A 25,799-nucleotide genomic window follows, 5' to 3' on the forward strand; every position below is an offset into this window, starting at 1 on the left:
CACGGCAAGCCGGAAGAACGCAGCCCGGCAAGCCGGAAAGACGCGGCTCGGCTAGGCGGGCGGACGCGGTCGTCATGTTGACGGTCAATATGACATCAACACGTCAACATCTGGGTGTGGCGTCAATGTTGATTCAGTCAACACGTCAATATGTACTGATCGACCAACCCAGCGGTGGGAGGGCGGCGGTGCCGTCGGGGTTGGTCGTCGCCTCGCCGGCCTCGTGGGTCCAGTCGGCCGGCGGCAGCTTGGCTACGGCGCGGCGATCGCCGAAATTCAAGGCTACGGCCACGGCGTTCTCCCCCGCCTTCAGGGTGTATGCCAGGACACCGTCACCCAGGGTGTGCACCTCGGCGGTGGCGCGGACCAGCCACGGGTTGCGCCGGCGGATGCCGATCAGCTGCTGGTGCAGGTGCTGGATGTCCAGGCCGTAGTCGCCCAGGTCGGCGGGGGTGGGTGGGAACTCGGGGCGGATCGCGTCGTCGCCGCCCTCGCGTTCCTCCTTCACGGCCTGCCAGCCGCGTTCGTCGCCCGCGTAGATCGACGGGACGCCGCCGACGGTGAACAGGACGGCCAGAGCGTGCGGCAGATGGCCGGGTTCGGTCAGGCGGCTGGCTATCCGGGTCACGTCGTGGTTGCCGACGAAGGTCTGCGGCGCGAACGTGTCGAGCATTTCGTTGTGCCGGCCCAGGGCCCAGGCCAGCTCGTGCGGGTTGACGTCGTTCAGCGAGCTCCAGATCGCCTTCCACAGCTCGTACTGGGTGACGGTGTCCAGGCCGCCCTCCTGCACGTACGCCTCGTAGTCGCCGTGGATGACCTCGCCGCTGAACCAGACGCCGGGGTGTTTTTCGCGGGTGCGGTCGGTGACCGTGCGCCAGAACGGGCGGGGTACGGCGTAGGCGGCGTCCAGCCGCCACGCGTCTACGCCGCGTTCGGTCCAGTAGTCCAGAACGTTCGTCACCTGGTCGGCGACTGAAGGGTTGGCATGGTCGAGGACCACCAGACTGCGGTGGCCCTCGAACACCCGGTAGTCGTCGCCCTCGGGGATCCACCACTCCTGGTGGCCGTACGAGCGGCCGACGTGGTTGAACACGCCGTCGAGCATTACCCGTACGCCTCGGGATTTTGCTTTTTGAATTAGCGCGACCAGGTCGTCTTCCGTGCCCAGCCGCGGGTCTATCCGGAAATGATCAGTGGTGTCGTAACCGTGCGACTCGGCGGCGAAGACCGGGCCGAGCATCAGGCCGTTGCAGCCCAGCTCGAGCAGGTGGTCGAGCCAGCCCTCCAGCGCCGGCAGCTTCCGCTTGCCGAGGAAGCCGAGCGGATAGACGTGCCACCAGATCGCATGGTCGGGCCAGTTCATGCCGCTGAGGCTACGCTCCGCACAGGGCGTCGTTGATCAGGTCGGTGGCGATGTCGACGGTCGGCCTCGACACACCGGGGTCGGGCTGGAGCGAATCGGTGTTGATCGAGACGATCACGCTGCGTTTGCCGTCGGCGCTGATGCCGTTGCGGGTCTTGAAGCCCATGATGTCGCCGCCGTGCGCCCACGCGCCGCCGCAGTCGTTGGGGACCCACATCAGGCCGAGGCCATAGCGGGCGCCGGGCCAGTTCGTCGCGAACTCGGGGCTGACCGGGACGGTGCGCTGCATCTCGGCGAGCTGGGCCGGCTTGAGCACCCGGCCGCCGATCAGGGCCTTCAGGAACGTGTTGCTGTCGGCGCCGGTGCTGATCATCTCGCCGGCCGCGCCGCCCCAGGTCGGGTTCTGCCGGGTGGCGTCGATGGCCGGGCCGTAGTCGGGGTCGTCCTCGGTGGCGTCCGGGCCGGAGAAGCGCTCGTAGCCGACCGCGTGCGGGCCGGGGATGTCCGGGTTGGCGGCGGGCAGGTAGGTGTGCCGCAGGCCGAGCGGCTTGACGATCCGGTTACGCACCTCGGTCCGCCAGTCGTGGCCGGTCACCGCCTTGATGATCAGCCCGGCCAGCTGGTAGTTGGTGTTCGAGTACGACCAGGAGGTGCCGGGGGCGAACTGCGGCGGGAAGGTCATCGCGGTGGCCACCGCCTGCTCGGCGGTCACCGTGTCGAAGCGGTGCTGCTCGAAGCCCTCCTGGGAGAAGTACCAGGTGTAGCCGGCCAGGTAGTCGGTGAGGCCGCTGGTGTGCTGGAGCAGCTGCCGTACGGTGATCTTCTTGCCGTCGTTGCCGTTGCCCTGCACCACGCCGCGCAGCCAGTGGTCCACGGTGTCGTCCAGCGACAGTTTGCGCTCCCCGACCAGCTGCAGGACGGTGGCCGACACGTACGTCTTGGTGAAGCTGCCGATCCGGAACCGGGCGTCCCACGGGACCGGGGTCTTCCGGTCGACGTCGCCGTAGCCACTGCGGACCTTGATCGTCGTGCCGCGGCCGGTCGAAAGTTCGGCCAGGACGCCGGGTGCGCCTTGCCGGAGAAGTTTGTCGGCGTCGGCTTGCATCGCGTGCCGGGTCCCCGCTTGAAAGGACGTTCCGGCCGTGGTGCCCACCAGCGTTAGAGCTCCGATGACTGCGATCAATGCTCGTCTCATGCCGTCGACGCTAGGCAAGACATCGACGGCTATCTTCACCCCTGGCTGGGAGCCGGTCTACCACCAGAGGGGTAGACGCCCTCCCCTTCCGAGCGGATGCCATACCCGGGCGGTCTGGATAGCGTGGGCGGGTGCGAACACTGCTGCGACCGGTCCTGGCCGACGTGCTGCTCGCGATCCTGCTCACCGTCCTGACGGTGGTCACGCTGGTCGGCCAGCCGGGCGCCCCGGCGCCGGTGGCCCTGGTGCTGGCCGCGCTGTCGGTCGCGCCGGTCGCGCTGCGGCAGGTCGCGCCGGTGCTGACCATGCTGGTGATGATCGCCGCGGTCGGGCTGGCCAGCCTGCTCGGCTACGGAGATCTGCCCAGCAACGGCATCGGCCTGCTGGTGGCGATGTTCTCGGTGGCGACGCTGCGGTCCCGGCGGGTGGCGGCGGCGATGTTCGCGACCACCTCGGCCGTACTCGTGCTGATGTTCGCGTCCATGCTCGACGTGGTGGTCTGGTCGCAGCTGGCCCAGTCGGCGCTGATCCTGGCGGGCGCGTGGGTGCTCGGCGAGGGCACCCAGCGCTGGGCGCGGCGCACCAAACAGCTGGCCGAGAGCGCGGCCCGGGCGGTCGCCGACGAGCGGGTGCGGATCGCCCGCGAACTGCACGACATCCTGGCCCACCACATGTCGGTGATCTCGCTGCAGGCCGGCCTGGCCGAGTACGTTCTCGAGTCCGACGGGCCGACCGCTCGCAAGGCCATCGGCACGGTGGCCGACACCGGGCGGGAGGCGATGCTGGAGATGCGCCGGCTGCTCGACGTGCTGCGGGTGGACCGCGACGAGGAACCCGACCTGCGGCCGCAGCCGGGCCTGGAGATGCTGGACGAGCTGATCGCCCGCACCCGCACCGCCGGGCCGGCCGTCACGGTGGTGGTCAGCGGAGCGGCTCGTTCGCTGCCACCGGGGCCGGACCTGTGCGCTTACCGGATGGTGCAGGAGTCGCTGACCAATGTGCTCAAACACGCCGGGACGGGCGGCGCCCAGGTGGCGCTCGAGTACGGTCCGCACACCCTGACCATCCGGGTCACCGACGACGGCCCGGCCGTGCGCGGCTACCACGAGGGGCACGGCATCCGCGGCATGCGCGAGCGGGCTTCGCTGTACGGCGGCGTGCTGACCGCCGGACCGCGCTCGTCCGGCGGCTTCGTGGTGTCGCTGCGTCTCCCGCTGGCGGAACAGTGAGCGTGCGGGTGCTGGTCGCCGACGATCAGCCGCTGATCCGGGCCGGGCTGGTCGCGCTGTTCCGGGCGGCCGACGGGCTCGAGGTGGCCGGCGAGGCCGCCGACGGCGCCGAGGCGGTGGCGCTGACCGCGCAGACCCGGCCCGACGTGGTGCTGATGGACATCCGGATGCCGATCCTGGACGGCATCGCGGCCACCCGGCAGATCCTCGCCGCCACCGGCCCGCGACCGAAAGTGATCGTGCTGACCACCTTCGACCTGGACGAGTACGTGTACGGCGCGCTCGGCGAGGGCGCGGCCGGTTTCCTGCTCAAGGACACCCCGCCCGACCGGATCATCAGCGCGATCCACACCATCGCGGCCGGCGACATCCTGCTCGCGCCCCGGATCACCCACCGGCTGATCGAGACGCACGCCCGGCGGCACCGGGCCACCGCCGGCAGTCATCGCCTCGGCGAACTGACCGCTCGCGAGACCGAGGTGCTGCGGCTGGTCGGCAACGGGCTCACCAACGGCCAGATCGCCGCCCGGCTGCTGGTCAGCGAGGCCACCGTGAAGACCCACCTGAAACACACGATGTCCAAACTGCACCTGTCCAGTCGCGCCCAGGCGGTGGTCCTGGCCTACGAAACCGGCCTCGTCGTCCCCGGCGACCCGGGCTGAACTGGTTCAATCTGGAGCCATGAAGCCACGCTCCTACTTCGGCCCGGACGATCTGGCCGCCATGCAGCGTCTCGTCCAGCGCAGCTGGACCACGGACAGCCATTGGCACCTGGGCGACCTCGGCTGGCAGCGCCCGTCGATGGCCGACCGCCGGATCGCCCTGTGGGAGGACGACGAGGCCGGCCAGGTTGTCGCGTGGGCTTGGATCTCGGCGCCGGCGCGGCTCGAGATGCAGGCACCCGCGGGGCTGACCGGGGACGTCCTGGCTTGGTTCGACCAGGAGGCCGCCGGTGAGCAGCAGACGGTCACCGTGGTGGAGACCGACGCCGCCCTCGTCGAGGAGCTGTCCGCGGCCGGCTACCGGCCGGTGGACGATGAGCCGTTCTTCCGGCACTGCCTGCGCGACCTCGACGATTCGCTGCCCGCTCCCCGGTTGCCGGGCGGCTATCTGGTGCGGGCGGTCCGACCGGGCGAGCTGGCGGCCCGCGCCGCCGTGCACCGGGCCGCCTGGCGGCCCGGACGGCTCGGCGAGATGCAGGTGCCGCCGGTCGACCTCGGCGACGGCGAGTCCGGCATGACCACGAAGCGGTACGCCGACATCGTCAGCCACTGGCCGTACCGGTCCGATCTGGACCTGGTCGTCGAGGCGCCGGACGGCCGCCTGGTCGGGACGGCTCTCGGCTGGCTCGACGAGGTCAACCGGGTCGCCCTGCTCGAACCGGTCGGCGTCGACCCCGAGCACGGCCGGCGCGGGCTCGGCGTGGCGGTCAGCCTGGCCTGCCTGCACGCCATGCGCGACGCCGGCGCCACTCAGGCGGTGGTCTGCCCGCGCGGCGACGACGCCTACCCGGTCCCCCGCCGCCTCTACCATGCCGTCGGCTTCCGCGACGCCGGACGGACGGTCACCTACCGACGCTGAAATCCGGTGGCCCGGGCGTGTCCCGACGCCCGGGTCACCGGACGGTGTTACGCCGGGTCGACGGCGAGGGCGTCGAAGATGAAGTTCGGGCTGAGGAAGGTGTCCCCGCTCGAACCGCTCAGCACCGACACCGAGATGGTGTTGTTGCCCGCTTTCAGCGCGCTGGCCGGCACCGTGAACGTGTACGTGGTGTTCACGCCCCGCCAGGTGCCGCGGGTGACGCCGCGCGAGTTGAGGTTGGTGGGTGCGGGCGAGGCCGAGGCCGGCGAGGTGTAACTGCCGATCGAGATGGCCGGCCGGCCGCCGGCGAACGCCCCGGTGGTGGCGATCCGCACCTTGACCCCGGCGGCGGGCACCGAGGACAGCGGCAGGGTGACCGCGAGCGGCGAGTTGACCGACTTGAACTCGGCCATCGGCAGGGTCGCGGCCGAGGTGACCGCGCCGGTCCAGGCCGACATCCGGGAGTCGGACGGGTGCATCGTCTCGATCTTGTCGGCGTTCTTGAACCCGGCCGGGGTGCCGTCGAACGCGCCGAGCTGCAGCAGCGTGCCGCTGGCCGGGACGTCGCCGGTCAGGGCCAGGGTGCTTGTCGCGCCGGCGGTCACGGTGACCGACTTGGTCGCGCCGACCGCGAGCTCACCCGCGTACAGCGTCGCGGTGTAGGTGCCCGGCCGCACGTGTCCGATCAGGAACTGCCCGGACTTGCTCTGCCCCCAGTACTGCCCGTTGGGCCCGGCGAGAGCGACGGTCCCGCGCTGGCCGTTCCACGACCCGCCGCTGGTTCCGCTCACCGCGCCACGCGCGGCATTCGAGAGAAGACCCGGGATGTACGCCGAGAGAAAGTCCAGACTCCGACCGGCCGGGAGCGCACCGTCGGTGACCGCCATCGCGTACGGCCCGTGCAGGCCCAGCCGCAGCCCCTCGGTGTTGTAGTGCCCGCTGAACATGTAGTTGGTGATGTTCACGGCGCCGCCGGTGTCGTTCACCTCGATGTCCCGGAAGAACGGTCCGCCCGAGGTCAGCTCGTTGGTGCCGGGAATGATGTACACCCCGTGCCCGTTGCCGGACGCCCCGAACGACTGTTGTGCAACCAACCGCTGAGAGCTGTAGAACTTTGACGCGGTCTGACCGTTCGCGAAGCTGAAGACATCTGAACCTTCGACGGTGGCAGTACTGGAAGCAGTGCGCGCGGCGGCCGGCGACGTGGTCAGCAGGGACCCACTTACCCGGGTGATGAACCGGGCCTCACCGGGGTTCAGCGCCTTGGTGATGTTGGTGGCGATGTAGATGGTGTTGTCGTTCTTGCGGGCGAAGTAGTACATCGTCACGCCGATGTCGGTGTTCGCGGCGGTGACCAGGAGCGCGCCGTTGCTGAACGTCTTGCTGGTGACCGCGGCCGACGACCACCCCGACTCGAACTGCCCGGCGGCCTGCCCGGACTGGGCCAGCTCGGTGCCGTTGTGCTTGAGCGAGCTGATGTTGCCGTTCGTCGCGTTGACCACGAACGTCAGTCCACTGCCGGTGTCGTACGTGATGTTGGTGGCCGCCGAGGCCCAGGGCTGGCCGCCGAACAGGCCGACACCGGCGAGCGCGGCCACCACGGCCACGCCACCGGCCAGCAGGCCACGCCGGCGCCTCGGGAGGCGCCGGTGCGAGGCGGGAGACGGAAGGTTGATCGACATGCCTACCTGGTGGCCGCCAGCGACGGAAAGGTTGCCCGGGTTTCCACACTTTTTAGAAGAGTCACGATGATCAGCGCGAGACAACCGAGCGAACCGGCCACGGTAAGGTCCGCCGACTCGGCCAGCAGCGCCAGATAACCGATCGCCCCGGCCGATAGCGGCCGCCGCCGATCCACCGCGAACAGCAGGATCGACGCCACCGCGACCGGGAACCAGTAGTACGGGAATTGCACCGGATCGGTGACCACCCGCAGCACCGCGACCGACAGCGGCACCAGGGCGACCGCCCGCGGGTCGCGCCGGCTGCGCAGCGCGATCAGCGCCACTCCCCCGGACACGACGACGGCCTGGACCAGCCGGGTCACCCAGGTCACCTCGCTGATCAACGGTGACCACAGGGTCCCGGCACCGACCGCCCAGTGCAGCTCGAACATCGCGAAGTGCCCGGTCAGCACGAACGGCAGATAACTGCCGACGCCGAACGCCACGGCCAGGACCCCGGTGCGCACGGCCCGGCCGAACGGCGCCGCGGCGAGCAGGCCGGGAACACCGAGAATCGCCCAGGGGGCGATCGCGAAGCCGAGACCGAGAGAGGCCGCTGCGGCGAGGTGCCGGCCGTTTCTTTGCAAACCGATGGCGTACGCCCACAGCAGTGGAATCGCGATCTCGGCCGGGTGCCCGTTCCAGGGCAGCGGAGCCAGCACCCAGAGCAGGGCCAGCCCACCCGCGAACAGTTCCCGGCGCAGGCTGCCCCGGCACAGCCACATCGCGCCCACCACGAGCGCGGCGCCGACCAGGCCGATCACCGGCAGCGCGGGCGTTCCGGCCGACCCGCCGATCAGCAGGATCCGGGCGACCAGCAGCTGGACCGGCCCGGCCTGGTTCCACGGCGTGGCGTAGACGTCGGCGAACCGGCCGTGCAGCATCAGGTCGCCGGCGGCCGCGAAGTCGGCCAGGTCCGGCGGCAGGGTGACGGTGAGAACGCCGGCGAGCGCCCCGAGCACGGCCGCGATGACCCACCGCGCATCTCTCACGCGGCGACCGCCACCGCGCGGCGGACGCGGACGGCCGGGCGGACGCCGCCGACCGGGGTGGCCAGCAGGGCGGCGAACAGCAGCAGCTCGGCGGCGACCAGCCAGGACTGGCCGTCGGTGTGCCGCCCGAGGATCAGGGTCAGGTACGGGCCCGGGGCGGCCAGCAGGAACAGGCCGGGCAGGAACCGCACCCAGATCCGGGACGGCAGGCGATGCACGACGACGAAGAGCATGATCCCGGCGTACGCCGAAAGCAGGAAGTGGACCTCGGAGATGCCACCCGCCAGGAAGGTCATCAGCAGCAGCACGTTTCCGAGCCAGACCGGCGACAGCCGGCTGCCGCCCCCGCGCCAGACCCGCCAGAGCACCGCGACCACGACCAGCGCGGAGGCCACCACCGCCGCCGTGTGCGGCGCGCCCTGGCCCTCGGCCCAGCCGCGCAGCGACAGGTTGTTGATCGAGTTGGTGCCGTGCAGGTTGGTGCCGCTGACCACGTAGCGCAGCACGTGCGGGAAGTCGAGCCCACCCGGCACCAGCAGCACCGACAGCACCAGCAGCCCACCGGCCGGCACCATCGTGCGCAGCAGCGCCGACCAGCGGCGGTGCAGGATCGGCACCAGCAGCAGCGGCGCCAGCAGCGGTTTGATCAGCAGGCTGGCGGCAAGCAGGGCGCAGCCGAGCACCCAGCGGCCGCGATGGAAACAGAGCAGAACCCCGACCGCGATCGGGACGAGCAGTTCGCTGAGGTTGCCGAGGAACAGCGAGCGGGCCGCGATGACCCCGCCGAGCAGGCCCATGGTGGCCACCGCGAAGATCGCCAGCCGGTGCGGCCGGGGCGCGGCGCGGGCGATGAGCAGGGCGGCGAGCAGCAACGCGGCCGCGCCGGCCACCACCCAGCCGGCGAACGCGGCGCCGACCGAGCCGAACGCGGTCGGCAGCAGCGCGACCGCCGCGGTGGGCGGGTAGACGAACAGCGGGTCGGCGAAGACCGAGACGCCGTCGAGCAGGCCGGTCGCGGCGTTGCGCAGCGGCAGGAAGTCCATGCCGGGCACGATCCAGCCACCGAGCACGTCATACAGTTCCGGCCCGGCGAAGAGCAGCGCGACCGCGATCAGCAAAACCCCACCCGTGCGCGGCGACACTCGGCTCAGCAGGTTCACACCAGCCCGATCGGCCGCGCGCAGGGCGCGGCTGAGTCAGTCCGAGGCCAGCAACCGGGCCGACACCACGAGACTCCGGTCCTGCTCCCCACCGACCGTGAGAAGGGTGAGGGTGGGCTGGTCGGACGGGCCGTAGGCCTGATCGGTGGGCAGCGCGCCGGTCGGGTAGATGCCGACGCCGACGACCGCGAACCGGGCCACGCTGTGGTCGGCCCGGCGCACCGCGATCCGGTCGCCGGGGCGCAGCAGCCGCAGCCGGAAGAACACCGCAGGGGCGCCGTCGGCCGCGCCGACGTGGCCGGCGATCAGCGAGGAGCCCATCTCGCCGGGGCTCGGGGATTTCCTGTACCAGGCGGCGGGGGCGTCGCCGTGTGCCGGCGGTACGTCGAGGGTGTGGTCGACGCGCAGGCCGATCGGCACCACGCCGGTGCTCACCCCGATGGCCGGGATCTCGAGCCGGACCGGCATGGACGGCCCGAGGACCCGCAAGTTACGCACTCCGGCGGAGGTCGCCGGCGGGAAATGGCTCTCGGTCATGGCGGCGTCTCCCCTGAGCGCGGCTGGGACGACACCGCCCCGATGCACGCTAACTCCGCCGCCGCCGTACCGGAACTCTTCTATCCGTGATCAGTCAGTCCCGCGGTCTCCAGCGTCAGTACAAACCTTGAGCCGCCGGCCGGGTTGGGCTCGTGGTGGATGTCGCCGTGGTTGGCGTGGGCCAGCCCGCGCACGATGTAGAGGCCCAGACCGGTGCCCCGCACGCTGGCCGCGTCCCGGTCGGCCCGGGCCAGCCGCTCGAACAGGTGCGGCCGGAACTCCTCGGGCACGCCCGGCCCGCTGTCCTCGACCCGCACGCTGGCATGGCCCAGGCCGTCCCCGGACAGCCGCACCGCGGTGGCGCCGCCGCCGTACTTGGCCGCGTTGGACAGCAGGTTCACCAGGATCTGCTGGAGGTGCCCGGGGTGGCAGAGGACCCGCACGTCGGCCCCGGCGACCGGGATCCGCTCCAGGTCCATGGAGGCCAGGGCCTTCTCCGCCTCGGCCCGCAGGGACAGTTCCTGCCGGATCGCGGTGATCGTGCCGGCGTCGATGCTGACCATGGCGAGGACCTCGCGGACGATCTCGTCGAGCCGGGCGGCCTGCCGGGCGATCGCGTCGAGGGCCCGGGTGCGGCGGGCGTCGTCGAGGCCGGCCGGGTTGTCGCAGAGCAGCTCGGCGTAGCCCTGGATCGACGACAGCGGGTTGCCGATCTCGTGGCCGAGCATCCCGATGATGTCGAGTTTCAGCTGGTTGGCCGCCTCCAGCTCGGTGTTGCGCTCACCCAGCGCGGCGGCCGCCACGTCGCGGGCGGCCTCGGCGGCCCGCCGGGCCGAGATGTCGGTGATCACGCCGATGATGGTCCGGGGCCGGCCGGCCTCGTCGCGGACCAGCGAGATGGTGGCGGCCACGTCGACCCAGTGCCCGTCGGCGTGCCGCAGGCGGCACTCCTGGGTGTAGGCGGCGGCGTTCCCGGCGAACAGGACGGCCAGCTCGTCGTACGCCTTGCCGAGGTCGTCCGGGTGCAGGAGATCGGCGTCGGGGATGGCCGCCAGCACCTCGGGCGGGTAGCCGAGCATCGCCGCGTACGCCGGGTTGACCTGGGTGTGGTCGGGGTCGATGGCCCGGATGAACTGGCCGGCCGCCGAGTTGGCGAACTGGGCGCGAAACCGCTGCTCGCTCTCGGCCAGGGCCATCTCGCCGGCCCGGGCCGCCGTCACGTCCGAGTTGATCTCGAGGATCTGCGGGTCGGCCCCGGCGCTGGGCCGGTGCAGCACCTGCCGGCTGAGCACGGTCACGGTACGGCCGGCGGCGGTCAGGTGTTCCAGCGGCCCGTTCCAGTGCCCGCTGCGGTCCAGGCCGTCCTGCAGTTCGAGGACGCCGCCGACGGTCGGGAAGCCGGTGGCGAGCAGCCGGTGCACGTTGCGGCCCTGCGCGACCCGCAGCGGCCAGCCGTAGAGGGTCTCGGCGCCGGCGTTCCACCACCGGATGGTCCCGTCCAGGTCACGGACGATCACCGCGGCCGGGATCAGTTCGAGCAGCCGGGCCTGGCGGCGCAGCTGGGCGTCGGCGGCCCGCTTCTCGGTGATGTCCTCGACCTGGCTGACCAGGTAGAGCGGGCGGCCGTGCTCGTCGTACACCGGCGCGCCGGCCACCGACACCCACACCACCCGCCCGTCCTTGTGCAGGTAGCGCATCTCGGTCCGGTACGGGTCGAAGCCGGTCGCCACCGCGTCCCGGACCGCGTCGTCGGACGGCACGTCGGACGGGTGCATCAGCTCCTTGTAGGTCATCTGGGTGAGCTCGTCGGCCCGGTACCCGGTGATCGCGCTCATCGCCGGGTTGACCTGCAGATACCGGCCGCGGTCCGGGCCGTCCATGCCGATCAGGGTGAGGCCGAGCGGCGAGTTCTGGAAGGCCATCCGGAACCGGATCTCGCTGGTCTCCAGGGCGGCCAGGGCCCCGGTCCGCTCGGCCAGCAGTTGCGCGTTACGTTCGGCGTCGTCGGCGTGCCGCAGCGCCGCGCTGAGACCGTCGGCGAGCAGCGCGAGCTGCTGCTCGTCGGTGTCGTCGAAGACGTTCGGCCGGGCCGCCGAGATCTTCAGCACGCCGATCACCCGGTTCTCGGCGTGCAGTGGGGCGATCAGCATCGACCCGATGCCGAGCCGGGCGCAGGCCTCCCGATTGACCCGCGGGTCGTCGGCGGTGTCGGCGCAGTGCGCGGGAGCGTCGGTGACGAGCACCTGGCCGCTGAGTGAGCCGGCGATCGCGATCCGGGTACCGAGCGCCCCGGCCAGGGTGCCGGCCGTCGCCTCGTAGTACAGCTGGGGGCCGTCGACCAGCTCGACCGCCGAGCCGTCGGCCGCGTCGAACACCGCGACCGCCCGCTCGGCGACCACCCGCAGCGCCGCCTCGCGGTTGCCGGCCGCGGCGGTCACCTCGCGCTGCACGGCCAGGGTGACCCGCAGCCGGTGCAGCTCACCCTCGCGGGACGCCAGGGCGGTCCGCTCGGCCGAGATGTCCTGCAGCTGGACCAGCCGCCAGCGCCGGCCGGCCGGCCCGGGGATCAGCGACAGGGTGACCCGGGTCCAGAGGACGTTGCCGTCGGGGCAGCGGATCCGGGCGTCGTAGCAGACGTCGCCGGCCCCGCGCAGCAGGGCGAGCCGGCCGCGGGTGGCCTCGTCGAGGTCGGCCGGGTCGGTGATCTCGCGGTGGGTGAGGCCGACGAGCTCGTCCCGGGGCCGGCCGGTGAGCCCGGCCGCGGCCGGGTTGGCCCGCTGGAACCGGCCGTGCTCGTCGGCGATGAGCAGGCCGATCGGGCAGCCGTCGAAGGCGGTGCGGAACTGCTCCTCGCTGCGGGCCAGGTCGGCGCGGGCCTGGCGTTCGGCGGTGACGTCGAGCAGCTGCACGACCGCCGACTGCGGACCCTGGTCGTCGGTGATGGCGATCAGGTGCACGGCCACCGTGACCAGGCTGCCGTCGGCCCGGCGCAGCTCGGCCTCGCGGGCCTCACGCACCTTTTCACCGGCCTCGGCCGCGGCCAGGGCGAGCGCCGGCAGGTCGGCCGCGGCCAGGTCGGCCTCGTCGTAGCCGAGCAGCTGCCGGAAGGCCGGGTTGGCCAGCAGGATCTTGCCGCGGTCGGCGCCGCGCAGCCCGATCAGGATCTTCGGGACCGGGCTGTGCTCGAAGACCTCGGCGAACCGGCGTTCGCTGCGGGCCAGCCGGTCCACCGCGGCCAGCGCGGCCCGGCGTTCCTCCTCCAGGTCGCGCAGCGCGGCAGTGGCCCGGCCGAGCAGGTCCTGCTTGTGTGCGGCGTCGTCGGCGTGCCGCAGCGCACCGGCCAGGGCGTCGGCGAGCAGGGCCAGTTGCCGCTCGTCGGAGTCGTCGAACGCGTCCGGGTGCCGGCTGGCCACCGCCAGCACGCCGAGCGGACCGGCCGGGGTCAGCAGCGGGGTGACCATCAGCGACCGGACCCCGATCAGGGCGTTGAACTTCTGGTTGCCGTGCGGGTCGGCCGGCACGTCCCCGGTGCGCACGGTCATCCCGGAGGCGACGGCCTGCCCGGCCAGCGAGCCCGCGAGCGGCAGCGCCGGGATCACCCGGTCGGAGAGCGCGCCGGTGCCGGCGGCCGGCCGCAGCGTCTCCCCGTCCTCGTCGATCAGCTGCACGACGGCCGAGTCGCCGGCCGTGATCACCTGCAGCGCCCGGTCGGCCATCAGCCGCAACACGGCGTCCCGGTCGGTCGCGGCCGCGGTCACCTCGCGCTGCACCGCGATCGTGGTGCGCAGCCGCTGGGCCTCCCCCGCCGCCGTCTCCTCGGCCAGCTTGCGGGCGGTGATGTCCTCGCACTGCAGCAGCCGGTCCCGGCGGCCGTCCGCGCCCGGGATGGTGGTCACGCTGACCTTGGCCCAGATCACGGTGCCGTCCGGCCATACGTATCGCTTGACGAACGCCGCCACCGCGCCCGGGTCCGCATCCACGCCGACCAGGGTCCGCTCGTTGTCGGAGCGGTCGTCCGGGTGGGTGAACTCCATGAAGTGGTGGCCGACCAGGTCGGCCGCCGGGCGGCCGAGCATCTGTTCGAGCACCGCGTTCACCCGGTGGATCACGCCGTCCTGCCCGGCCAGGCCGGAGCCCAGCGGGCTGGCGTCGAACGCCGCCCGGAACTTCTCCTCGCTGTGCCGCAGCGCCTCCTCGGTGGCGGCGGCGCCGGTGCGGTCGACCAGCTGGGCGAGGAAGTTCGCCGGCACGCCGTCGTCGGCCGGCATCGGGGTCACCGCGATCAGACAGTGCACCGCCGGCCCGTCCTTGGCCTGCAGCCGGGTGTGCGACCGGTAGCTGTCCACCCGCCCGTCCAGCAACTCCGTCCACTGCTGCTGGTCGGCCGTACGGTCGTCGGGGTGGGTGAGGCCGGCCAGGTCGAGGGCGGCCAGCTCCTCGGCGGAATAGCCCAGCAGGGCGGTGACCACGGGGTTGACCCGCAGCCACGCCCCATTTCGGGTCAGCACGGCCATGCCGATCGGCGAGGAGTCGAACACCGACCGGAACCGTGCCTCGCTCTCGGCCGGCCGATCGAGGTAGCCGACACTCACATCGGTCCGTTCGGCGGGAACGGACCGAATGTGAGCGCAACCTACCGCTTGGTGAAGATGAAGCCGACCTTGTCGACCTCGTCGCCGGCCCGGCCCTGGAAGCCGGCCACCTGCCATCCGCTGGGTGCGGTGCGGGTGACGCAGTCGCTGGTGGTGGTGCCGCCGGCCAGGGTGTTACCGGCACTGGTGGTGAACTGGACGTAGAAGATGCGGGTGGTGTTGCTGTATTTGCCCTGGCACAGCTTCACCGCGGTGACGTACTCGGTGCTGGCCAGGGTGAGCGACTTCGCGGTGCCGCCGGTGCCGCCGTGCGCCAGCACCACGCCGGTGCTCAGGGTCAGCCCGATCTGGTCGACCCGGCTGCCGGCCCGCAGGCTCACACTGCTCGCCCGGCCGGCCGCCGGCACCTTGTCGATGTCGGAGTAGTAACCGCCGTGCGGCCCGCCGAACTGCTCGCTCATCGCGAACGCGGCGTTCGTCGACCAGCTGAACTTGGTGCTGATCGGCATGTGGTCGCTGAGCATCAGCCCGGTGCCGGTCTCCAGGAAACCGGCGTTCTCGTTGTGGTAATCGGTGGCGGTGAGGGTGATGAACTTGCTGCCCCGGTAGAGCACCTTGTCGACCACCTCGCAGGTGTCGGTGACCGCGGCCTCGTCGCAGACCAGCGCGTCGGTTCCCTTGACCGGCGGCACACCGGCGCGCTCGATCTTCACCCAGGCGTCGGTGAGGCCGTTGGCCGCGGTGAACTCGGCGATGGTGTCCCCGGCCCGGGTGTAGCGGGTGTTCGAGTCGCCCATCACGATCACCGCGTTGCCGGCCGAGTGCGCGGCGATGAACGCGGTCAGCTGGTTGAGGTTGTCGGCCCGCGAGGAGAGGTCGCCGCTGTTGGTGCCGGCGTTGGTGTGGATGTTGTAGAGGTCGACGTAGACGCCCTCGGCCAGCCGCTGCCGCATGAAGGTGAAGCCCTTCGGGGTCAGGCAGTCACCGGAGTCGATCTGGCAGGAGTTCCACCCCACCCGCTCGAAGTCGTCGCCGTCGTAGGGGTAGCTCGACAGCGTGTTCAGCCCGCTGCCGATGCCGGCGCCACCGCTGGTCGGGGTGCGGTAGGCGTGCGTGTCGGCGGCGTACAGATTGGCGTGGTAGTTGAAGTCCTCCTGCACGTGGATGACGTCGTAGGGGGCGAGCCGCTGACCGATGGCGGTGGTCGCCGTGGCGCGCGGGGTGGGCGCGCTGGACAGGCCTTCCGGGAGCCCGGCCACGTTGTAGCTCAGGGCGGTGAAGGTGCCGCTCGCAGCGGCGGCGGCCGGCGTGGCGGTGACCGCGAGGCCGGCGAGGACGAGGAGGGCGGCGGCGAAGCCGGCCCGGATGCGGGACATGTACCGGACAGTAGGGTTTGACAACCGTCGATGAGAAGGCTTGGACTTATCTTGCAAGGTGAAAAAAGGTCACGTTCCGGCAAGATTCACAAGCCGACCAACGGGCGTTAGCCAACGTGACCTCCGGTTTGAAAATTATTCACACATGCCCGCTCTCAGCCGCCGTGCGCTTCTGCGCGCCGCCGTCGCCACCGCCGCCGCCCCCGCTCTGCTGGGCAGCCGGCCCGTATTCGCCGCGACGACCTCCGCACTGCCGTTCGTCGACAGCTATAAGACGAACCTCACCGGCAACCTGACCGCCGAGACCAACGCGGCGGTGCGGGCCCTGTCCGGCATGCAGCGGCTGTGGCAGACCGGCACCGCCTGGAACACCGGCACCGTGCTCGACGAGCCCGCGCTGCGCGCCAACCTGCGCTACTGCGTGCGGGTCACCGCGCACCGCAGCGCCGCCGACGAGGCCCGCGCGTTCATCCAGGACCGGCAGCACCAGAGCTACGCCGCGATCGCCGGCCTCGGCCCGCTCGCCGCCGCCTACAAAGCCGGCGCGCTCGCCGTCACCGGCATCACCACCGCCCCCACCGGCACCCCGGCCACCAAGATCGACGACGCGGTGCCGGCCGACGCGCCGGCCGGGTCCGCGCTCGGGGCCGGCTCCCCCACCTCCGCGCTCGGCCAGGTGGTCACCCTGGTCAACACCGTGCGTGGCTCGTACTCCTCGGGAAACCCCAGCAAGGCCGCCTACCAGTACCCCCGCCCGTGGCGGATGAACGAGCGCAGCGAGGTCGCCGACACCGGAGTTCTGGATGAGTTGGGCTTCCCGATCTACAACTCTCCGGTGAAAGTTGTGCCGCAGCTGCTGCGCCAGCGCAGCACGACACCGGCCGAGGACGGCGGCTTCCCCAGCGGGCACACCAACGCTTTCCACCTGGCCGCGCTGGCCTACGCGTACGCCGTTCCGGAGCGCTTCCAGGAGCTGGTGACGGCCGCGTTCGACCTGGCCGAGACGCGCATCGTGGCCGGCATGCACTCGCCGGTCGACGTGATCGGCGGCCGCATCCTGGCCACCGCGCTGACCGCCGCGATCCTCAACGACCCGGCCAACGCCGCGCTGAAGGCCGCCGCCCGCGCCCAGGCCCAGGCCTACTTCGCAACGGCCAAGGCCGACGGCACCGATGCGTACGCCAGCCGGGCCGCCAACGCGCGGATCGTCAACCCCAAGCTGACGTACGGGCTGCCGCGTGGCCGCTCGACCGCACCGATGACCGTGCCGGCCGGGGCCGAGGTCCTGCTCGAGACCCGCCAGCCGTACCTGAGCGCCGAGCAGCGCCGCGAGGTCCTGCGCACCACCGCGCTCGGTGCCGGCTGGCCGCTGCTGGACGGCCCGGAGAACTGGGGCCGGCTCAACCTGTTCGCGGCGGCCGACGGTTACGGCGCGTTCGACCGGGACGTCACCGTCAGCCTGGACGCGGCGGCCGGCGGGCTCGCCGCCGCCGACACCTGGCGCAACGACATCGCCGGCCGGGGTGGCCTGGTCAAGTCCGGCACCGGCACGCTGACCCTGACCGGCGACAACTCCTACCGGGGTGGCACCACGCTGGCCGGCGGCGTCCTGGTCGCCGGCTCGTCGGCCGCGCTCGGCTCCGGCGACGTGCTGGTCGCCGGCGGCACCCTCGCGGTCACCGAGGAACTGCGCCTCGGCGGCGACTACCGCCAGTCGGCCGGCACCCTGGCGGCCACGGTGTCGTCGCACTGCCGAGGTGGGCTGATCGACGTGCGCGGCGACGCGGTCCTCGGCACGCACAGCGTCCTGGAGATCCACGGCGACGCCGGCCGCGACCTGACCGTCCTGCGCGCCCACCGCGTGACCGGCAAGTTCGGCCAGGTGGTGGCCCCGGCCGGCCTCAAGGCCACGGTCACCTACTCCCGCACGGCGATCACGGTCCGCCTCCGCCGCGCCTGACCCGGCCAGCCCAACCGCCGCGCCCAACCGCGGCCGCGCCTGATCTCGCTGCGCTCAACCCGCCGCGCGCCACTTCAGCGCGCGGCGGGGGTGGCGTCCACCTCGCGGACAAACCGGGCGATGGCCTCGGCCAGCCGGTCGGGGGCCGCCAGCGCGACGTAGTGCCCCACCCCATCCAGCACGACCGAGTTGATCTCTGCCGCGGCCACCTGCGACATGGTGGCCGCGGTGAACGTGCCACCGGCCGCGCCGACCGCCAGCACCGGCGTCTTCAGGGTGCCCAGGGCCCGGATCTCGTCGCCGTCGGCCAGCATCGACCGGTAGAGGCCGATCGCGCCGCCCCAACCGCCCGGCCGCGAGTAGGTGCGCGCGAACTCCTCGATGTCGTCCTCGGTGAACGCCCCCGGGAAGGTGTTACGGAGGAACTCCGCCTCCCGGCCCGCCAGCAGCATCTCCGGCACGCCCGGCGCGGTCAGGACCCTGATGTACCAGGTGTCGGCGAGCGCCTCCAACCCGTACCCGGGCAGGCCCGTCTCGATCGCGGTGAGGCTGAGCACGTCCGCCGGATGGGTGGCGGCCAGCCGGAACACCGTGCCCCCGCTGATGTCCTGCCCGGTCAGGTGGACCGGGCCGACGCCCAGGTGCTCGATCAGCCCGTGCAGGTCTTCCGCCGCGGTCGCGCTGTCGACGCTCCCCGGGGCCGAGTCGCCGAAGCCGCGCAGGTCCACCGCGAAGACCCGGTGGTGCGCCGCGAGCAGCGGAATCAGCTTGTGAAAGGCGTACCAGGTCTCCGGGAAGCCGTGCACCAGCAGGATCGGCGAGCCGCTCGACCCGGCCGACACGTAGTGCAGTGACGTTCCGTTGACCTCGGCGTGGTGATGGGTGGTCATGACGCTCCTCAAATCGACAGCCTGACTGTCGAACTATAGACAGCCAGGCTGTCGTTCGTCCAGGACGGTAATCTGCCTCCATGGCTCGCTCGGGTGCTGATCTCGCATTGCTGCTGCTCGGCGGCTTCCGCACGCTGGTGGACGCGGCGACCGCCGAACTGGCCCGGCGCGGCCACGAGGACGTCCGGCCGGTGCACGACTTCGCGATGCGAGCGATCGCCGACGGCGCCGACACCGCCGCCGAGCTGAGCCGGCGGCTGTCGATCGCCAAGCAGTCGGCCGCCAAGACCATCGCGGTCCTGGAGGAGCGCGGCTACGTGGCCGGCGCCACCGACCCGCGCGACGCCCGGCGCAAACGCCTGGTGGTCACCGAGCTCGGCTTCGAGGTGCTGCGCACCGGCGAGGCGATCTTCGAGGAACTCCGCGGCCAGTGGGCCCAGCAGATCGGCGCGCCCGAGCTGGAACTGCTGGAGAAGCAACTGGCGGCGCTGGTCGGCGCGGTGCCCGTACGCTTCGACACGCCTGGCTGGATCACCCGGGACCTGGGCGAATCGATCTGAGCTCAGGTCGTCGCCAAGGCCTCCGTGGGCGACATCCGGGCGGCCCGGAGGGCCGGGTAGAAGCCGGAGATGCCGCCGATCACCACGGTCGCGGCGAGGCCGCCGGCCATCGCCCACAGTGGCACCACCGTCGTCCACGACTGGACGGTCGCGAAGACCGCCGTCACGCCGATCCCGGCGACCACCCCGCCGGCCCCGCCGAACAGCGAGAGCAGCAGCGCCTCGGACAGGAACTGGGTGCGGATCTGACCCCGGGTGGCGCCCAGCGCTCGGCGCAGGCCGATCTCCGACCGGCGCTCCAGCACCGAGATCACCATGGTGTTGGCCACCCCGACCCCGCCGACCAGCAGCGCCACCGCGCCCAGGCCGAGCAGCAGTGCGCCCAGCGTCTTCGACGTCTCCTGCCGGGCGGCCAGGATGTCGGACGGACGGGAGACGTCGACCTCGCCGGGATCCTCCGGGTTGGCGGTGGCGCCGAGCAGCGGCTGCACGCTGGTCACGGCGTTCTCCCGGGCGCGGGCGTAGATCGTGGTCGGACGGCCGTCGAAGGCCAGCTCGGCCGCCGCCACCGGCCAGCCGACGAAAGCGCCGTAGTCCAGGTCGGTGATCAGGTCGTTGGCCGCCAGGATGCCCACCACGGCGAACCACCGGCCGCCGAGCCAGACCAGTTCGCCCGGTCCGGTCCGGACCACCGCGAGCCGGTCCGCCGCCGCCGCGCCCAGCACCACCGCCGGGAAGTTCGCGGTCGCCTCGTTGAGCCAGGCCCCGCTGGTCACCCGGGTGCCGGCCACCGCCGGCAGGTCGGTCCGGGCCGCGAAGACCGTGATGCCGCCGGTCTGCTCGGGCGGGAGGTGGTCGTTGCGGTAGACCTTGGCCTCGGTCCGGCCCAGGGCGGAGACCCGCTCGACGCCGGGCATCGCGGCGATCATGCCGATCGCGGTGTCCGGCAGGCGCGCGTTCACGCCGCCGATCGACTGGCCGGGCGCCACCGTGAGCAGGTTGGTGCCGAACGCGCTGAGCCGCCGGTCGAGCTCGGCGGTCGACGACGCGGAGATGCCGACCACGCCGACCATTGCCGCGATGCCGATCGCGATGCCCAACGCCGACAGAAAAACCCGCAAAGGCCGAGAACGAAGACCAAAACCGGCTACGCGTACGACGTCCGTCAGCGACAGCCTCATATCCGGCCGTCCCGGATCCGGACCGCACGAGGCAGCGCGGCCGCGATGTCCCGGTCATGCGTGATGATCACGACCGTCGTTCCGCCCGCGCACAGCTCGCGCAGCAGGTCCATCACTACCCCACCGGCCTGCGAATCGAGATTTCCGGTGGGTTCGTCGGCCATCAGCAGCGGGGGGTCGCCGAGCACCGCCCGGGCGATCGCCACCCGCTGCTGCTCGCCGCCGGAGAGCTGGTGCGACCGGTGGGTCAGCCGGTGGCCGAGACCGACCCGGCGCAGGGCCGCCTCGGCCGCGCTCCGCCGGTAGCCGCGCGGCTGGCCGCTGTAGAGCAGGCCGTCGGCGACGACGTCGAGCGCGGGCACGCCGCGGGCCAGGTGGAACTGCTGGAAGACGAAGCCGATGGTGCGGGCGCGCAGGGCGGAGACCGCCCGGTCGGTCAGTGCGCCGACGTCGAACCCGTCCAGGCGCAGGGTCCCGGAGGTCGGCCGGTCGAGGGTGCCCATGATGTTGAGCAGGGTGGACTTGCCGGACCCGGACGGCCCGACGACGGCGAGCAGTTCACCCCGCTCGATGCGCAGGTCGACGTCGTGCAGAGCGGTCACGTCGCCGTACCGTTTGGAGACCCCGGCCATCTCGACGATCGGCTCGGTCATCGCGGGACCTCCACGGCCATTCCTTCGCTGACCCCGGTTACCTCGACGTAGCCGTCGGCGAACAACCCGGTGGTGACCGGCACGGCGCCTGTCCCGGCGACGACTGCATAGCCGCCGCCGGACCGGGCGACCAGGGCATTGACGGGTACGGCGAGAACGTCCCGGCGGGTCTCGGTGGTGATCGTGACGGTGACCTTCCCGAGGTTCTTGCGGTCCGGCACGCTCAGCTCGACCGGCAGGGCCTTGGCGGTCGGGGTGCCGACGTGGGTGACCCGCGCCGGGGTGGTGGTGCCGTCCGGCAGTTCGACGGTCGCGGCGGTGCCCGGCTTGACCAGGTCGGCATAGTCGATGTCCAGGTCGACGTCGACGACCCGGGTGGTGGCGGTCCACTTGAGCAGGATCCCGGCCGCGGTGGTGCCGACCGTGCCGGTGAGCTCGGCGACGCGACGTGCCCCTGCGGACACCACGGCGTCGCCCGGCTTCACCACACCGGTGGTTCTTCGGCCCAGGTCCGTCTGCCAGCGGCGCACCGCCGCCACGGTGGCTTTGCTGTACTCGCCGTCGGCGGTGAACCCGCGGTAGCCGAGGGCGGCGAGGTTGCTTTCGAGCTGCCGCACGTCGGCGCCCCTGCTCCCGTCCGACAGGGTGCGATAGAGCGGGATGGTCCCGAACAGCAGCGGAATCCGCACCTGGTCGACGCGGTAGACGGTGTCGCCGCGGTCGAGGACGTCACCCACGTCCGGCAGCCACGTGAGCATGCCGCTGCCGTTCTGAGCCGGCACCGGGAACACCGCGCCGAAGCCCAGAACGCCGCCGACCTTCTCGCCCCGGCTCAGGGTGCGCCGCTCTACCGTGGCGGTGGCCGGGGGCGCAGTGGCGGCCACGCTCGCCGGGCTGGTGCCGTGGCAGCCGCACAGTGCACCTCCGAGCGTGATCGTCATGGCCGGCATCAGCAATCGGCGCTTTCTCATTGCCCGTCCACCGTCCGCATGGAACCGCCCGGAGCATGCGATTCGCAGGACTTCCGGGCCTTTTCGTATTCGCCCTTTATTCCGGTGCCCTTGAGGGTGATGGTGATGGTATTTCCGCTGACCGTCGGGTCCGGGAAGTTCGGCAGTTGCGCGCGCATGCATTTCGTCCAGTCGGCCAGCTTGGCCGAGTCGACGCCGCCGCCTTGGTCGTCCGCCTCGCCCTGCGGGAGCTTGTCCCGGCAGGCCTCCTCGGCCTTGGTCAGGGCCGCCTTGTCGGTGCCCTTCGGCACGCTGACCTCGATACCGTTGCCGTTGCGGACCGGGTCGGGGAAATCCGGGACGCCGCTTTCGCGCATGCATTCCGCGTACGCAAGGGATTGTGTGAAGTTTTTGTCGCCATTATGTCCGACTGCGTCGTGATGACCGCACCCGGCGAGCAGAAGAACGGCCGCGAGAAATACTTTTTTATGTGCTGGCATGCGTATTGTTCTACGCCCCGGCCGGTCACACGAAGGACACACCGATCGCGAGCCCACCGGACTTCTGGGCGCGCACCGTCAATTCCGCGGAATGGGCCACCGCAATGGATTGCACGATGGACAGTCCGAGGCCGTGGTGGCCATCGTCGCCGGTCCGTTCGAGCCGCTGGAACGGGCTGAGCAGCCGGTCCACCATCTCCGGCGGAACCGGCGGCCCGGTGTTGGTCACCGCGAGCCCATGGTCGCCGGTCGTCACCTCGATCCGCCCGCCTGGGATGTTGTAGCTCGCCGCATTGTCGATCAGGTTGGCCACCAGGCGCTCGACAAGCGCCGGATCGCCGGTGATCGGGGCAGGCCGCAGGTCTTTGTGAACGTCCAGCCCTGTCAAGCGGGGTGCGGTGGCCCGGAGCACCTCGCCGGTCACCTCGGCCAGGTCGACGGGTTCCCGGCGGTCCAGGCCGCGTTCGCTGGTGGCCAGGGTCAGCAGCGCGTCGAGCAGCCGGGCCTGCTGGTCGCTCACCACCATGAGTTCGGCGAACTGGGCCCGGAAGTCGGCGGCCGTCGCGTCCGGGTCGAGGACGGTCTCCTCCAACAGCGCCCGTTCCAGGGTCAGCGGCGTGCGCAGCTCGTGCGCGGCGTTGGCGACGAACCGCCGGTGCGAGTCGAGCGCCGCCGACAGCCGGCCGAGCAGCCCGTCCACGGTGTCAGCCAGGTTCTTGAACTCGTCCCGAGGCCCGGCGACGGCCAGCCGCTCGTGCACGTTGCGCGCCGAGATCCGCTGAATGCGAGTCGTCATGGTCTGCACCGGACGCAGCACCCGCCCAGCCATCAGCCAGCCGAAAACCGCCGCGACGACCGCCATCACGGCGAGCGCCAGTCCCGACTTGACCAGCAGCTGATGCAGGAAGTCGGCCTTCTGCCGGGCGACCATCTGCTGCAGAGCCTCGGTGACCCGCTGTTCCGCCTCAGGCAGTCGACCGCTGTCCGGCAGTCCGCCGACGAGGTAGGTGGTGACGGTCTGCCCGGTCGGCGTGGTGCTGCGCGACGACATCAGCAGGTTCGCGCCGCCGTGCGCCACCAGCAGGTAGGTGATGGCCAGCAGGACAGCGCCGGAGACCAGGAAGAGCCCGCCGTAGAGGAGGGTAAGGCGCAGCCGGACCGTCATGCCGCGATCCGGTAGCCGGCCCGCGCGACCGTCTCGATGAGCGGCGGCTCGCCCAGTTTGGACCGAAGGCGGTTCATGGTGGTCTTCACCGTGTTGGTGAACGGGTCGGCGGCCTCATCCCAGACCCGCTCCAGCAGTTCCTCGGCGGAGACCACCCGGCCATTAGCGGCCAGCAGGCACTCCAGCACGCCCAGCTCCTTGGGGTTCAGCGCCAGCCGGACCCCGGCCCGGGTGGCGACCCGGCGGCTGGCGTCGAGGGTCAGGTCGCCGTGCTCCAGAACCGGCGGCACCGCGGGTTGCGCCCGGCGCCCGAGCGCCCGAATCCGGGCCACCAGCTCGGGATAGGCGAACGGTTTCGGCAGGTAGTCATCCGCCCCGATGGTGAGGCCGTGCACCCGGTCGGCGATGGTGGCGGCCGCGGTCAGCATGAGGACTCGGGTGCGCAAAGGCTCCCGCATCAGCTGCCGGCAAACTTCATCGCCAGGCACCCCCGGCAGATCCCGGTCAAGCACGACCACGTCGTAGTCAGTCTCAGCGGTCCGCTCAAGCGCCGCACCACCGTCATAGGCGACGTCAACCGCCATACCTTCACGCCGCAGCACCCGAGCCACCGACGCAGCCAGCCGGGTATGGTCCTCAACCACCAGGACTCTCACCCCGCCAGCGTACGGACGCCCCAGTCACACCCCCGTCACACCAACGTGTTGACTGAATCAACATTGACGCATGTATTCCCCATCAACATGTTGATGCCATATTGACAGTCAACATGACGCGCACGCCGCAGCCAACGCGACGGGTGCGCTGCGGCACGGCGCGACGCGCGCGCCGCGGACAGCATGGCGGGCGCGCCGCGGACAGCATGGCGGGCGCGCCGCGGACAGCATGGCGGGCGCGCCCGCGGCCGGCTTGACGCGGCCGACGGCGGGCGATCAAACCGGCGTGGGTGGGGTGACGCCGAGCTTGTCGGCGGCGACCTCGAGTTCGGCCCACACCTTCGGGCTCACCGGGATGCCGTTCGCGGCCCGGGACGCGGCCACGCCGGCGCTGTGCTCGCCCGGATAGCGGATGTCGGCGTCCTCGTTCGCCTTCGGCAGGCCGTGCAGGGTGTCGAGGGTCGCGGTCACGGCGGCGACGAACTCCGCCGGGTCGCCGAACGCGGCCGGGTCGAGAGCGATGATCAGGGCGTTCTGCCGGTGGGCCCGGCCCTGCGGGTCGTCCGAGTGGAACGACGACACGATCGGCGCACCCACCAGGACGCTGGTGAGCAGCTCGAACACCAGCGACATGCCGGCGCCCTTGGCCCCGCCCAGCGGAAGCGGCATCTTGGCCAGCGCCGGATCCGTGGTCGGGGTGCCGTCGGCGGTCGCCGCCACGCCTTCGGGCAGCTGCTTACCGGCGTTGCGGTACTGGGCGATCTTGCCGAGCGCGATGCCGGCGGTGGCCATGTCCAGCAGCACCGGCGGGCGGCCGTCGGCGGCAGGCACCGAGATGGCGAGCGGGCTGGTGGCGACCGCGGCCCCGGTGACCCCCGGGTAGCTCATGTTGGGCATGCCGGCCACGAACGCGATGCCGATCAGGCCCTCGGCGGCGATCTGCGACGTGTAGTAGCCGACCGCCCCGGTGTGGACGGTCCGCCGGACCCCGACCGCGCCGATGCCGCCGACCCGAGCGCGGCTGATCGCCTCAGCGGCGGCGGTCGTCAGGGCGACCGGCCCGGGAGCCCGGTCGGCGTCCAGCACGGTGACGCCGGCGGCGCTGCCGGCGAACACCAGCGACGGCGTCGCGTTGGCCTCCCCGGAGTCGAGCAGCTCCAGGTAGCGCGGCACCCGGGCGACCCCGTGCGAGTCGACGCCGCGAAGGCTGGCCCAGAGCAGCACGTCGGTGATGATGGCGGCCTGGGCCGGATCGGGCACGGCCGTCCGGAACAGAGCAGTGACGAAATCACGCAGCTCAGGGGCCGGAATCACAACTGGCATCGGTGACGCTCCAGGGGATCAGCGCGAGTGGAAGTCGGCGCGAGAAAAAGGTGCGAGGGCGAATCGGCGCCGGCGCGAGGACGGTCGGCGCCAGTAAAGGCAGTCGGTGCCAGCAAAGCGGGTCGGCGCCAGCAAAGCGGGTCGGCGCCAGCAAAGTCGGTTGGTGCCGGCAAAGCGGCGGCGCCAGCAAAGCGGGTCGGCGCCAGCAAAGT

The 25,799-nt window shown here is 71.7% G+C and carries 21 protein-coding genes; 5 read left to right on the forward strand and 16 right to left on the reverse strand.

Features of this window, described 5'->3' with window-relative positions; translation table 11 throughout:
- Nucleotides 1-145: 145 nt before the first annotated feature.
- Both Ate02nite_RS15255 and Ate02nite_RS15260 read right to left on the reverse strand, forming a co-directional pair.
- On the reverse strand, nucleotides 146-1,363 hold the full coding sequence (locus Ate02nite_RS15255) for an alpha-amylase family glycosyl hydrolase (protein WP_203805863.1): 1,218 nt from the start codon (nucleotides 1,361-1,363) through the stop codon (nucleotides 146-148).
- 10 nt (nucleotides 1,364-1,373) lie between these two features.
- A complete protein-coding gene (locus tag Ate02nite_RS15260; RefSeq protein ID WP_203805865.1) occupies nucleotides 1,374-2,558 on the reverse strand; it encodes a serine hydrolase domain-containing protein in 1,185 nt (394 codons plus the stop codon).
- A gap of 131 nt (nucleotides 2,559-2,689) precedes the next feature.
- On the opposite strand from Ate02nite_RS15260, the gene Ate02nite_RS15265 reads away from it, so the two are divergent.
- The 3 genes from Ate02nite_RS15265 to Ate02nite_RS15275 are packed head-to-tail and all read left to right on the forward strand — an operon-like array spanning nucleotide 2,690 to nucleotide 5,368.
- On the forward strand, nucleotides 2,690-3,787 hold the full coding sequence (locus tag Ate02nite_RS15265; RefSeq protein ID WP_203805867.1) for a sensor histidine kinase: 1,098 nt from the start codon (nucleotides 2,690-2,692) through the stop codon (nucleotides 3,785-3,787).
- Entirely contained in the window at nucleotides 3,784-4,449 is a 666-nt protein-coding gene (locus tag Ate02nite_RS15270; RefSeq protein WP_203805869.1) for a response regulator, read from the forward strand. Before Ate02nite_RS15265 ends, Ate02nite_RS15270 begins: the two co-directional genes overlap by 4 nt.
- Before the next feature lie 19 nt (nucleotides 4,450-4,468).
- Nucleotides 4,469-5,368, forward strand: coding sequence for a GNAT family N-acetyltransferase (locus Ate02nite_RS15275; protein WP_203805871.1), 900 nt, complete (start codon nucleotides 4,469-4,471; stop codon nucleotides 5,366-5,368).
- A gap of 47 nt (nucleotides 5,369-5,415) precedes the next feature.
- Here Ate02nite_RS15275 and Ate02nite_RS15280 read toward each other — a convergent pair whose 3' ends face one another.
- From Ate02nite_RS15280 to Ate02nite_RS15305, 6 genes are all read right to left on the reverse strand, one after another.
- Nucleotides 5,416-7,050 (reverse strand): rhamnogalacturonan lyase B N-terminal domain-containing protein, encoded by a 1,635-nt coding sequence (locus Ate02nite_RS15280; RefSeq protein WP_203805873.1) that lies wholly within the window; start codon nucleotides 7,048-7,050, stop codon nucleotides 5,416-5,418.
- A 2-nt stretch (nucleotides 7,051-7,052) separates the two neighbouring features.
- Nucleotides 7,053-8,084, reverse strand: a complete 1,032-nt coding sequence (locus Ate02nite_RS15285) for a hypothetical protein (RefSeq protein ID WP_203805875.1) — start codon at nucleotides 8,082-8,084, stop codon at nucleotides 7,053-7,055.
- On the reverse strand, nucleotides 8,081-9,244 hold the full coding sequence (locus Ate02nite_RS15290) for a glycosyltransferase 87 family protein (protein ID WP_203805877.1): 1,164 nt from the start codon (nucleotides 9,242-9,244) through the stop codon (nucleotides 8,081-8,083). Before Ate02nite_RS15290 ends, Ate02nite_RS15285 begins: the two co-directional genes overlap by 4 nt.
- A 36-nt stretch (nucleotides 9,245-9,280) precedes the next feature.
- On the reverse strand, nucleotides 9,281-9,781 hold the full coding sequence (locus Ate02nite_RS15295) for a sortase domain-containing protein (protein WP_203805879.1): 501 nt from the start codon (nucleotides 9,779-9,781) through the stop codon (nucleotides 9,281-9,283).
- 80 nt (nucleotides 9,782-9,861) lie between these two features.
- Entirely contained in the window at nucleotides 9,862-14,373 is a 4,512-nt protein-coding gene (locus Ate02nite_RS15300; RefSeq protein WP_203805881.1) for a PAS domain S-box protein, read from the reverse strand.
- A 41-nt stretch (nucleotides 14,374-14,414) separates the two neighbouring features.
- On the reverse strand, nucleotides 14,415-15,749 hold the full coding sequence (locus Ate02nite_RS15305; protein WP_203805883.1) for a jacalin-like lectin: 1,335 nt from the start codon (nucleotides 15,747-15,749) through the stop codon (nucleotides 14,415-14,417).
- A 145-nt stretch (nucleotides 15,750-15,894) separates the two neighbouring features.
- Between Ate02nite_RS15305 and Ate02nite_RS49430 the strand changes: the two genes are divergently transcribed.
- Nucleotides 15,895-17,709 (forward strand): phosphatase PAP2 family protein, encoded by a 1,815-nt coding sequence (locus Ate02nite_RS49430; protein ID WP_275422882.1) that lies wholly within the window; start codon nucleotides 15,895-15,897, stop codon nucleotides 17,707-17,709.
- A gap of 74 nt (nucleotides 17,710-17,783) precedes the next feature.
- Here Ate02nite_RS49430 and Ate02nite_RS15315 read toward each other — a convergent pair whose 3' ends face one another.
- Nucleotides 17,784-18,599: an alpha/beta fold hydrolase gene (locus Ate02nite_RS15315; RefSeq protein ID WP_203805885.1), complete on the reverse strand. Its 816-nt coding sequence runs from the start codon at nucleotides 18,597-18,599 to the stop codon at nucleotides 17,784-17,786.
- Between the two features lie 80 nt (nucleotides 18,600-18,679).
- Between Ate02nite_RS15315 and Ate02nite_RS15320 the strand changes: the two genes are divergently transcribed.
- Nucleotides 18,680-19,159 carry a MarR family winged helix-turn-helix transcriptional regulator gene (locus Ate02nite_RS15320; RefSeq protein ID WP_203805887.1) on the forward strand — a complete coding sequence of 160 codons (480 nt, stop codon included), beginning with the start codon at nucleotides 18,680-18,682 and terminating at the stop codon, nucleotides 19,157-19,159.
- A gap of 2 nt (nucleotides 19,160-19,161) precedes the next feature.
- Here Ate02nite_RS15320 and Ate02nite_RS15325 read toward each other — a convergent pair whose 3' ends face one another.
- The 7 genes from Ate02nite_RS15325 to Ate02nite_RS15355 all read right to left on the reverse strand — a co-directional run bounded on the left by Ate02nite_RS15325 (nucleotide 19,162) and on the right by Ate02nite_RS15355 (nucleotide 25,587).
- Nucleotides 19,162-20,340, reverse strand: a complete 1,179-nt coding sequence (locus Ate02nite_RS15325) for an ABC transporter permease (RefSeq protein WP_203805889.1) — start codon at nucleotides 20,338-20,340, stop codon at nucleotides 19,162-19,164.
- The gene (locus Ate02nite_RS15330) at nucleotides 20,337-20,993 is read right to left on the reverse strand and encodes an ABC transporter ATP-binding protein (protein WP_203805891.1); all 657 of its coding nucleotides are present in this window, start codon (nucleotides 20,991-20,993) and stop codon (nucleotides 20,337-20,339) included. The genes Ate02nite_RS15325 and Ate02nite_RS15330 overlap by 4 nt, the downstream gene beginning before the upstream one ends.
- On the reverse strand, nucleotides 20,990-21,964 hold the full coding sequence (locus Ate02nite_RS15335) for a peptidoglycan-binding protein (RefSeq protein ID WP_203805893.1): 975 nt from the start codon (nucleotides 21,962-21,964) through the stop codon (nucleotides 20,990-20,992). The genes Ate02nite_RS15330 and Ate02nite_RS15335 overlap by 4 nt, the downstream gene beginning before the upstream one ends.
- Nucleotides 21,961-22,443 (reverse strand): hypothetical protein, encoded by a 483-nt coding sequence (locus Ate02nite_RS15340; RefSeq protein ID WP_203805895.1) that lies wholly within the window; start codon nucleotides 22,441-22,443, stop codon nucleotides 21,961-21,963. Before Ate02nite_RS15340 ends, Ate02nite_RS15335 begins: the two co-directional genes overlap by 4 nt.
- A 25-nt stretch (nucleotides 22,444-22,468) precedes the next feature.
- On the reverse strand, nucleotides 22,469-23,608 hold the full coding sequence (locus Ate02nite_RS15345) for a sensor histidine kinase (protein WP_203805897.1): 1,140 nt from the start codon (nucleotides 23,606-23,608) through the stop codon (nucleotides 22,469-22,471).
- Complete coding sequence (locus Ate02nite_RS15350; RefSeq protein WP_203805899.1) at nucleotides 23,605-24,264, reverse strand: response regulator transcription factor; 660 nt, start codon at nucleotides 24,262-24,264, stop codon at nucleotides 23,605-23,607. The genes Ate02nite_RS15345 and Ate02nite_RS15350 overlap by 4 nt, the downstream gene beginning before the upstream one ends.
- Before the next feature lie 276 nt (nucleotides 24,265-24,540).
- Nucleotides 24,541-25,587 (reverse strand): Ldh family oxidoreductase, encoded by a 1,047-nt coding sequence (locus tag Ate02nite_RS15355; protein WP_203805901.1) that lies wholly within the window; start codon nucleotides 25,585-25,587, stop codon nucleotides 24,541-24,543.
- Nucleotides 25,588-25,799 lie beyond the last annotated feature (212 nt).

Origin of the sequence: Paractinoplanes tereljensis (genome assembly GCF_016862435.1) — a bacterium.
GTDB classification, from domain to species: domain Bacteria; phylum Actinomycetota; class Actinomycetes; order Mycobacteriales; family Micromonosporaceae; genus Actinoplanes; species Actinoplanes tereljensis.

What these genes read in the sequence shown, in the direction of transcription:
- Ate02nite_RS15255 (WP_203805863.1), bottom strand. Translation starts at nt 1,363, where the DNA reads ATGAACTGGCCCGACCATGCGATCTGGTGGCACGTCTATCCGCTCGGC.
- Ate02nite_RS15260 (WP_203805865.1), bottom strand. Translation starts at nt 2,558, where the DNA reads ATGAGACGAGCATTGATCGCAGTCATCGGAGCTCTAACGCTGGTGGGC.
- Ate02nite_RS15275 (WP_203805871.1), top strand. Translation starts at nt 4,469, where the DNA reads ATGAAGCCACGCTCCTACTTCGGCCCGGACGATCTGGCCGCCATGCAG.
- Ate02nite_RS15280 (WP_203805873.1), bottom strand. Translation starts at nt 7,050, where the DNA reads ATGTCGATCAACCTTCCGTCTCCCGCCTCGCACCGGCGCCTCCCGAGG.
- Ate02nite_RS15295 (WP_203805879.1), bottom strand. Translation starts at nt 9,781, where the DNA reads ATGACCGAGAGCCATTTCCCGCCGGCGACCTCCGCCGGAGTGCGTAAC.
- Ate02nite_RS15305 (WP_203805883.1), bottom strand. Translation starts at nt 15,749, where the DNA reads ATGTCCCGCATCCGGGCCGGCTTCGCCGCCGCCCTCCTCGTCCTCGCC.
- Ate02nite_RS49430 (WP_275422882.1), top strand. Translation starts at nt 15,895, where the DNA reads ATGCCCGCTCTCAGCCGCCGTGCGCTTCTGCGCGCCGCCGTCGCCACC.
- Ate02nite_RS15315 (WP_203805885.1), bottom strand. Translation starts at nt 18,599, where the DNA reads ATGACCACCCATCACCACGCCGAGGTCAACGGAACGTCACTGCACTAC.
- Ate02nite_RS15320 (WP_203805887.1), top strand. Translation starts at nt 18,680, where the DNA reads ATGGCTCGCTCGGGTGCTGATCTCGCATTGCTGCTGCTCGGCGGCTTC.
- Ate02nite_RS15325 (WP_203805889.1), bottom strand. Translation starts at nt 20,340, where the DNA reads ATGAGGCTGTCGCTGACGGACGTCGTACGCGTAGCCGGTTTTGGTCTT.
- Ate02nite_RS15330 (WP_203805891.1), bottom strand. Translation starts at nt 20,993, where the DNA reads ATGACCGAGCCGATCGTCGAGATGGCCGGGGTCTCCAAACGGTACGGC.
- Ate02nite_RS15335 (WP_203805893.1), bottom strand. Translation starts at nt 21,964, where the DNA reads ATGAGAAAGCGCCGATTGCTGATGCCGGCCATGACGATCACGCTCGGA.
- Ate02nite_RS15340 (WP_203805895.1), bottom strand. Translation starts at nt 22,443, where the DNA reads ATGCCAGCACATAAAAAAGTATTTCTCGCGGCCGTTCTTCTGCTCGCC.
- Ate02nite_RS15345 (WP_203805897.1), bottom strand. Translation starts at nt 23,608, where the DNA reads ATGACGGTCCGGCTGCGCCTTACCCTCCTCTACGGCGGGCTCTTCCTG.
- Ate02nite_RS15355 (WP_203805901.1), bottom strand. Translation starts at nt 25,587, where the DNA reads ATGCCAGTTGTGATTCCGGCCCCTGAGCTGCGTGATTTCGTCACTGCT.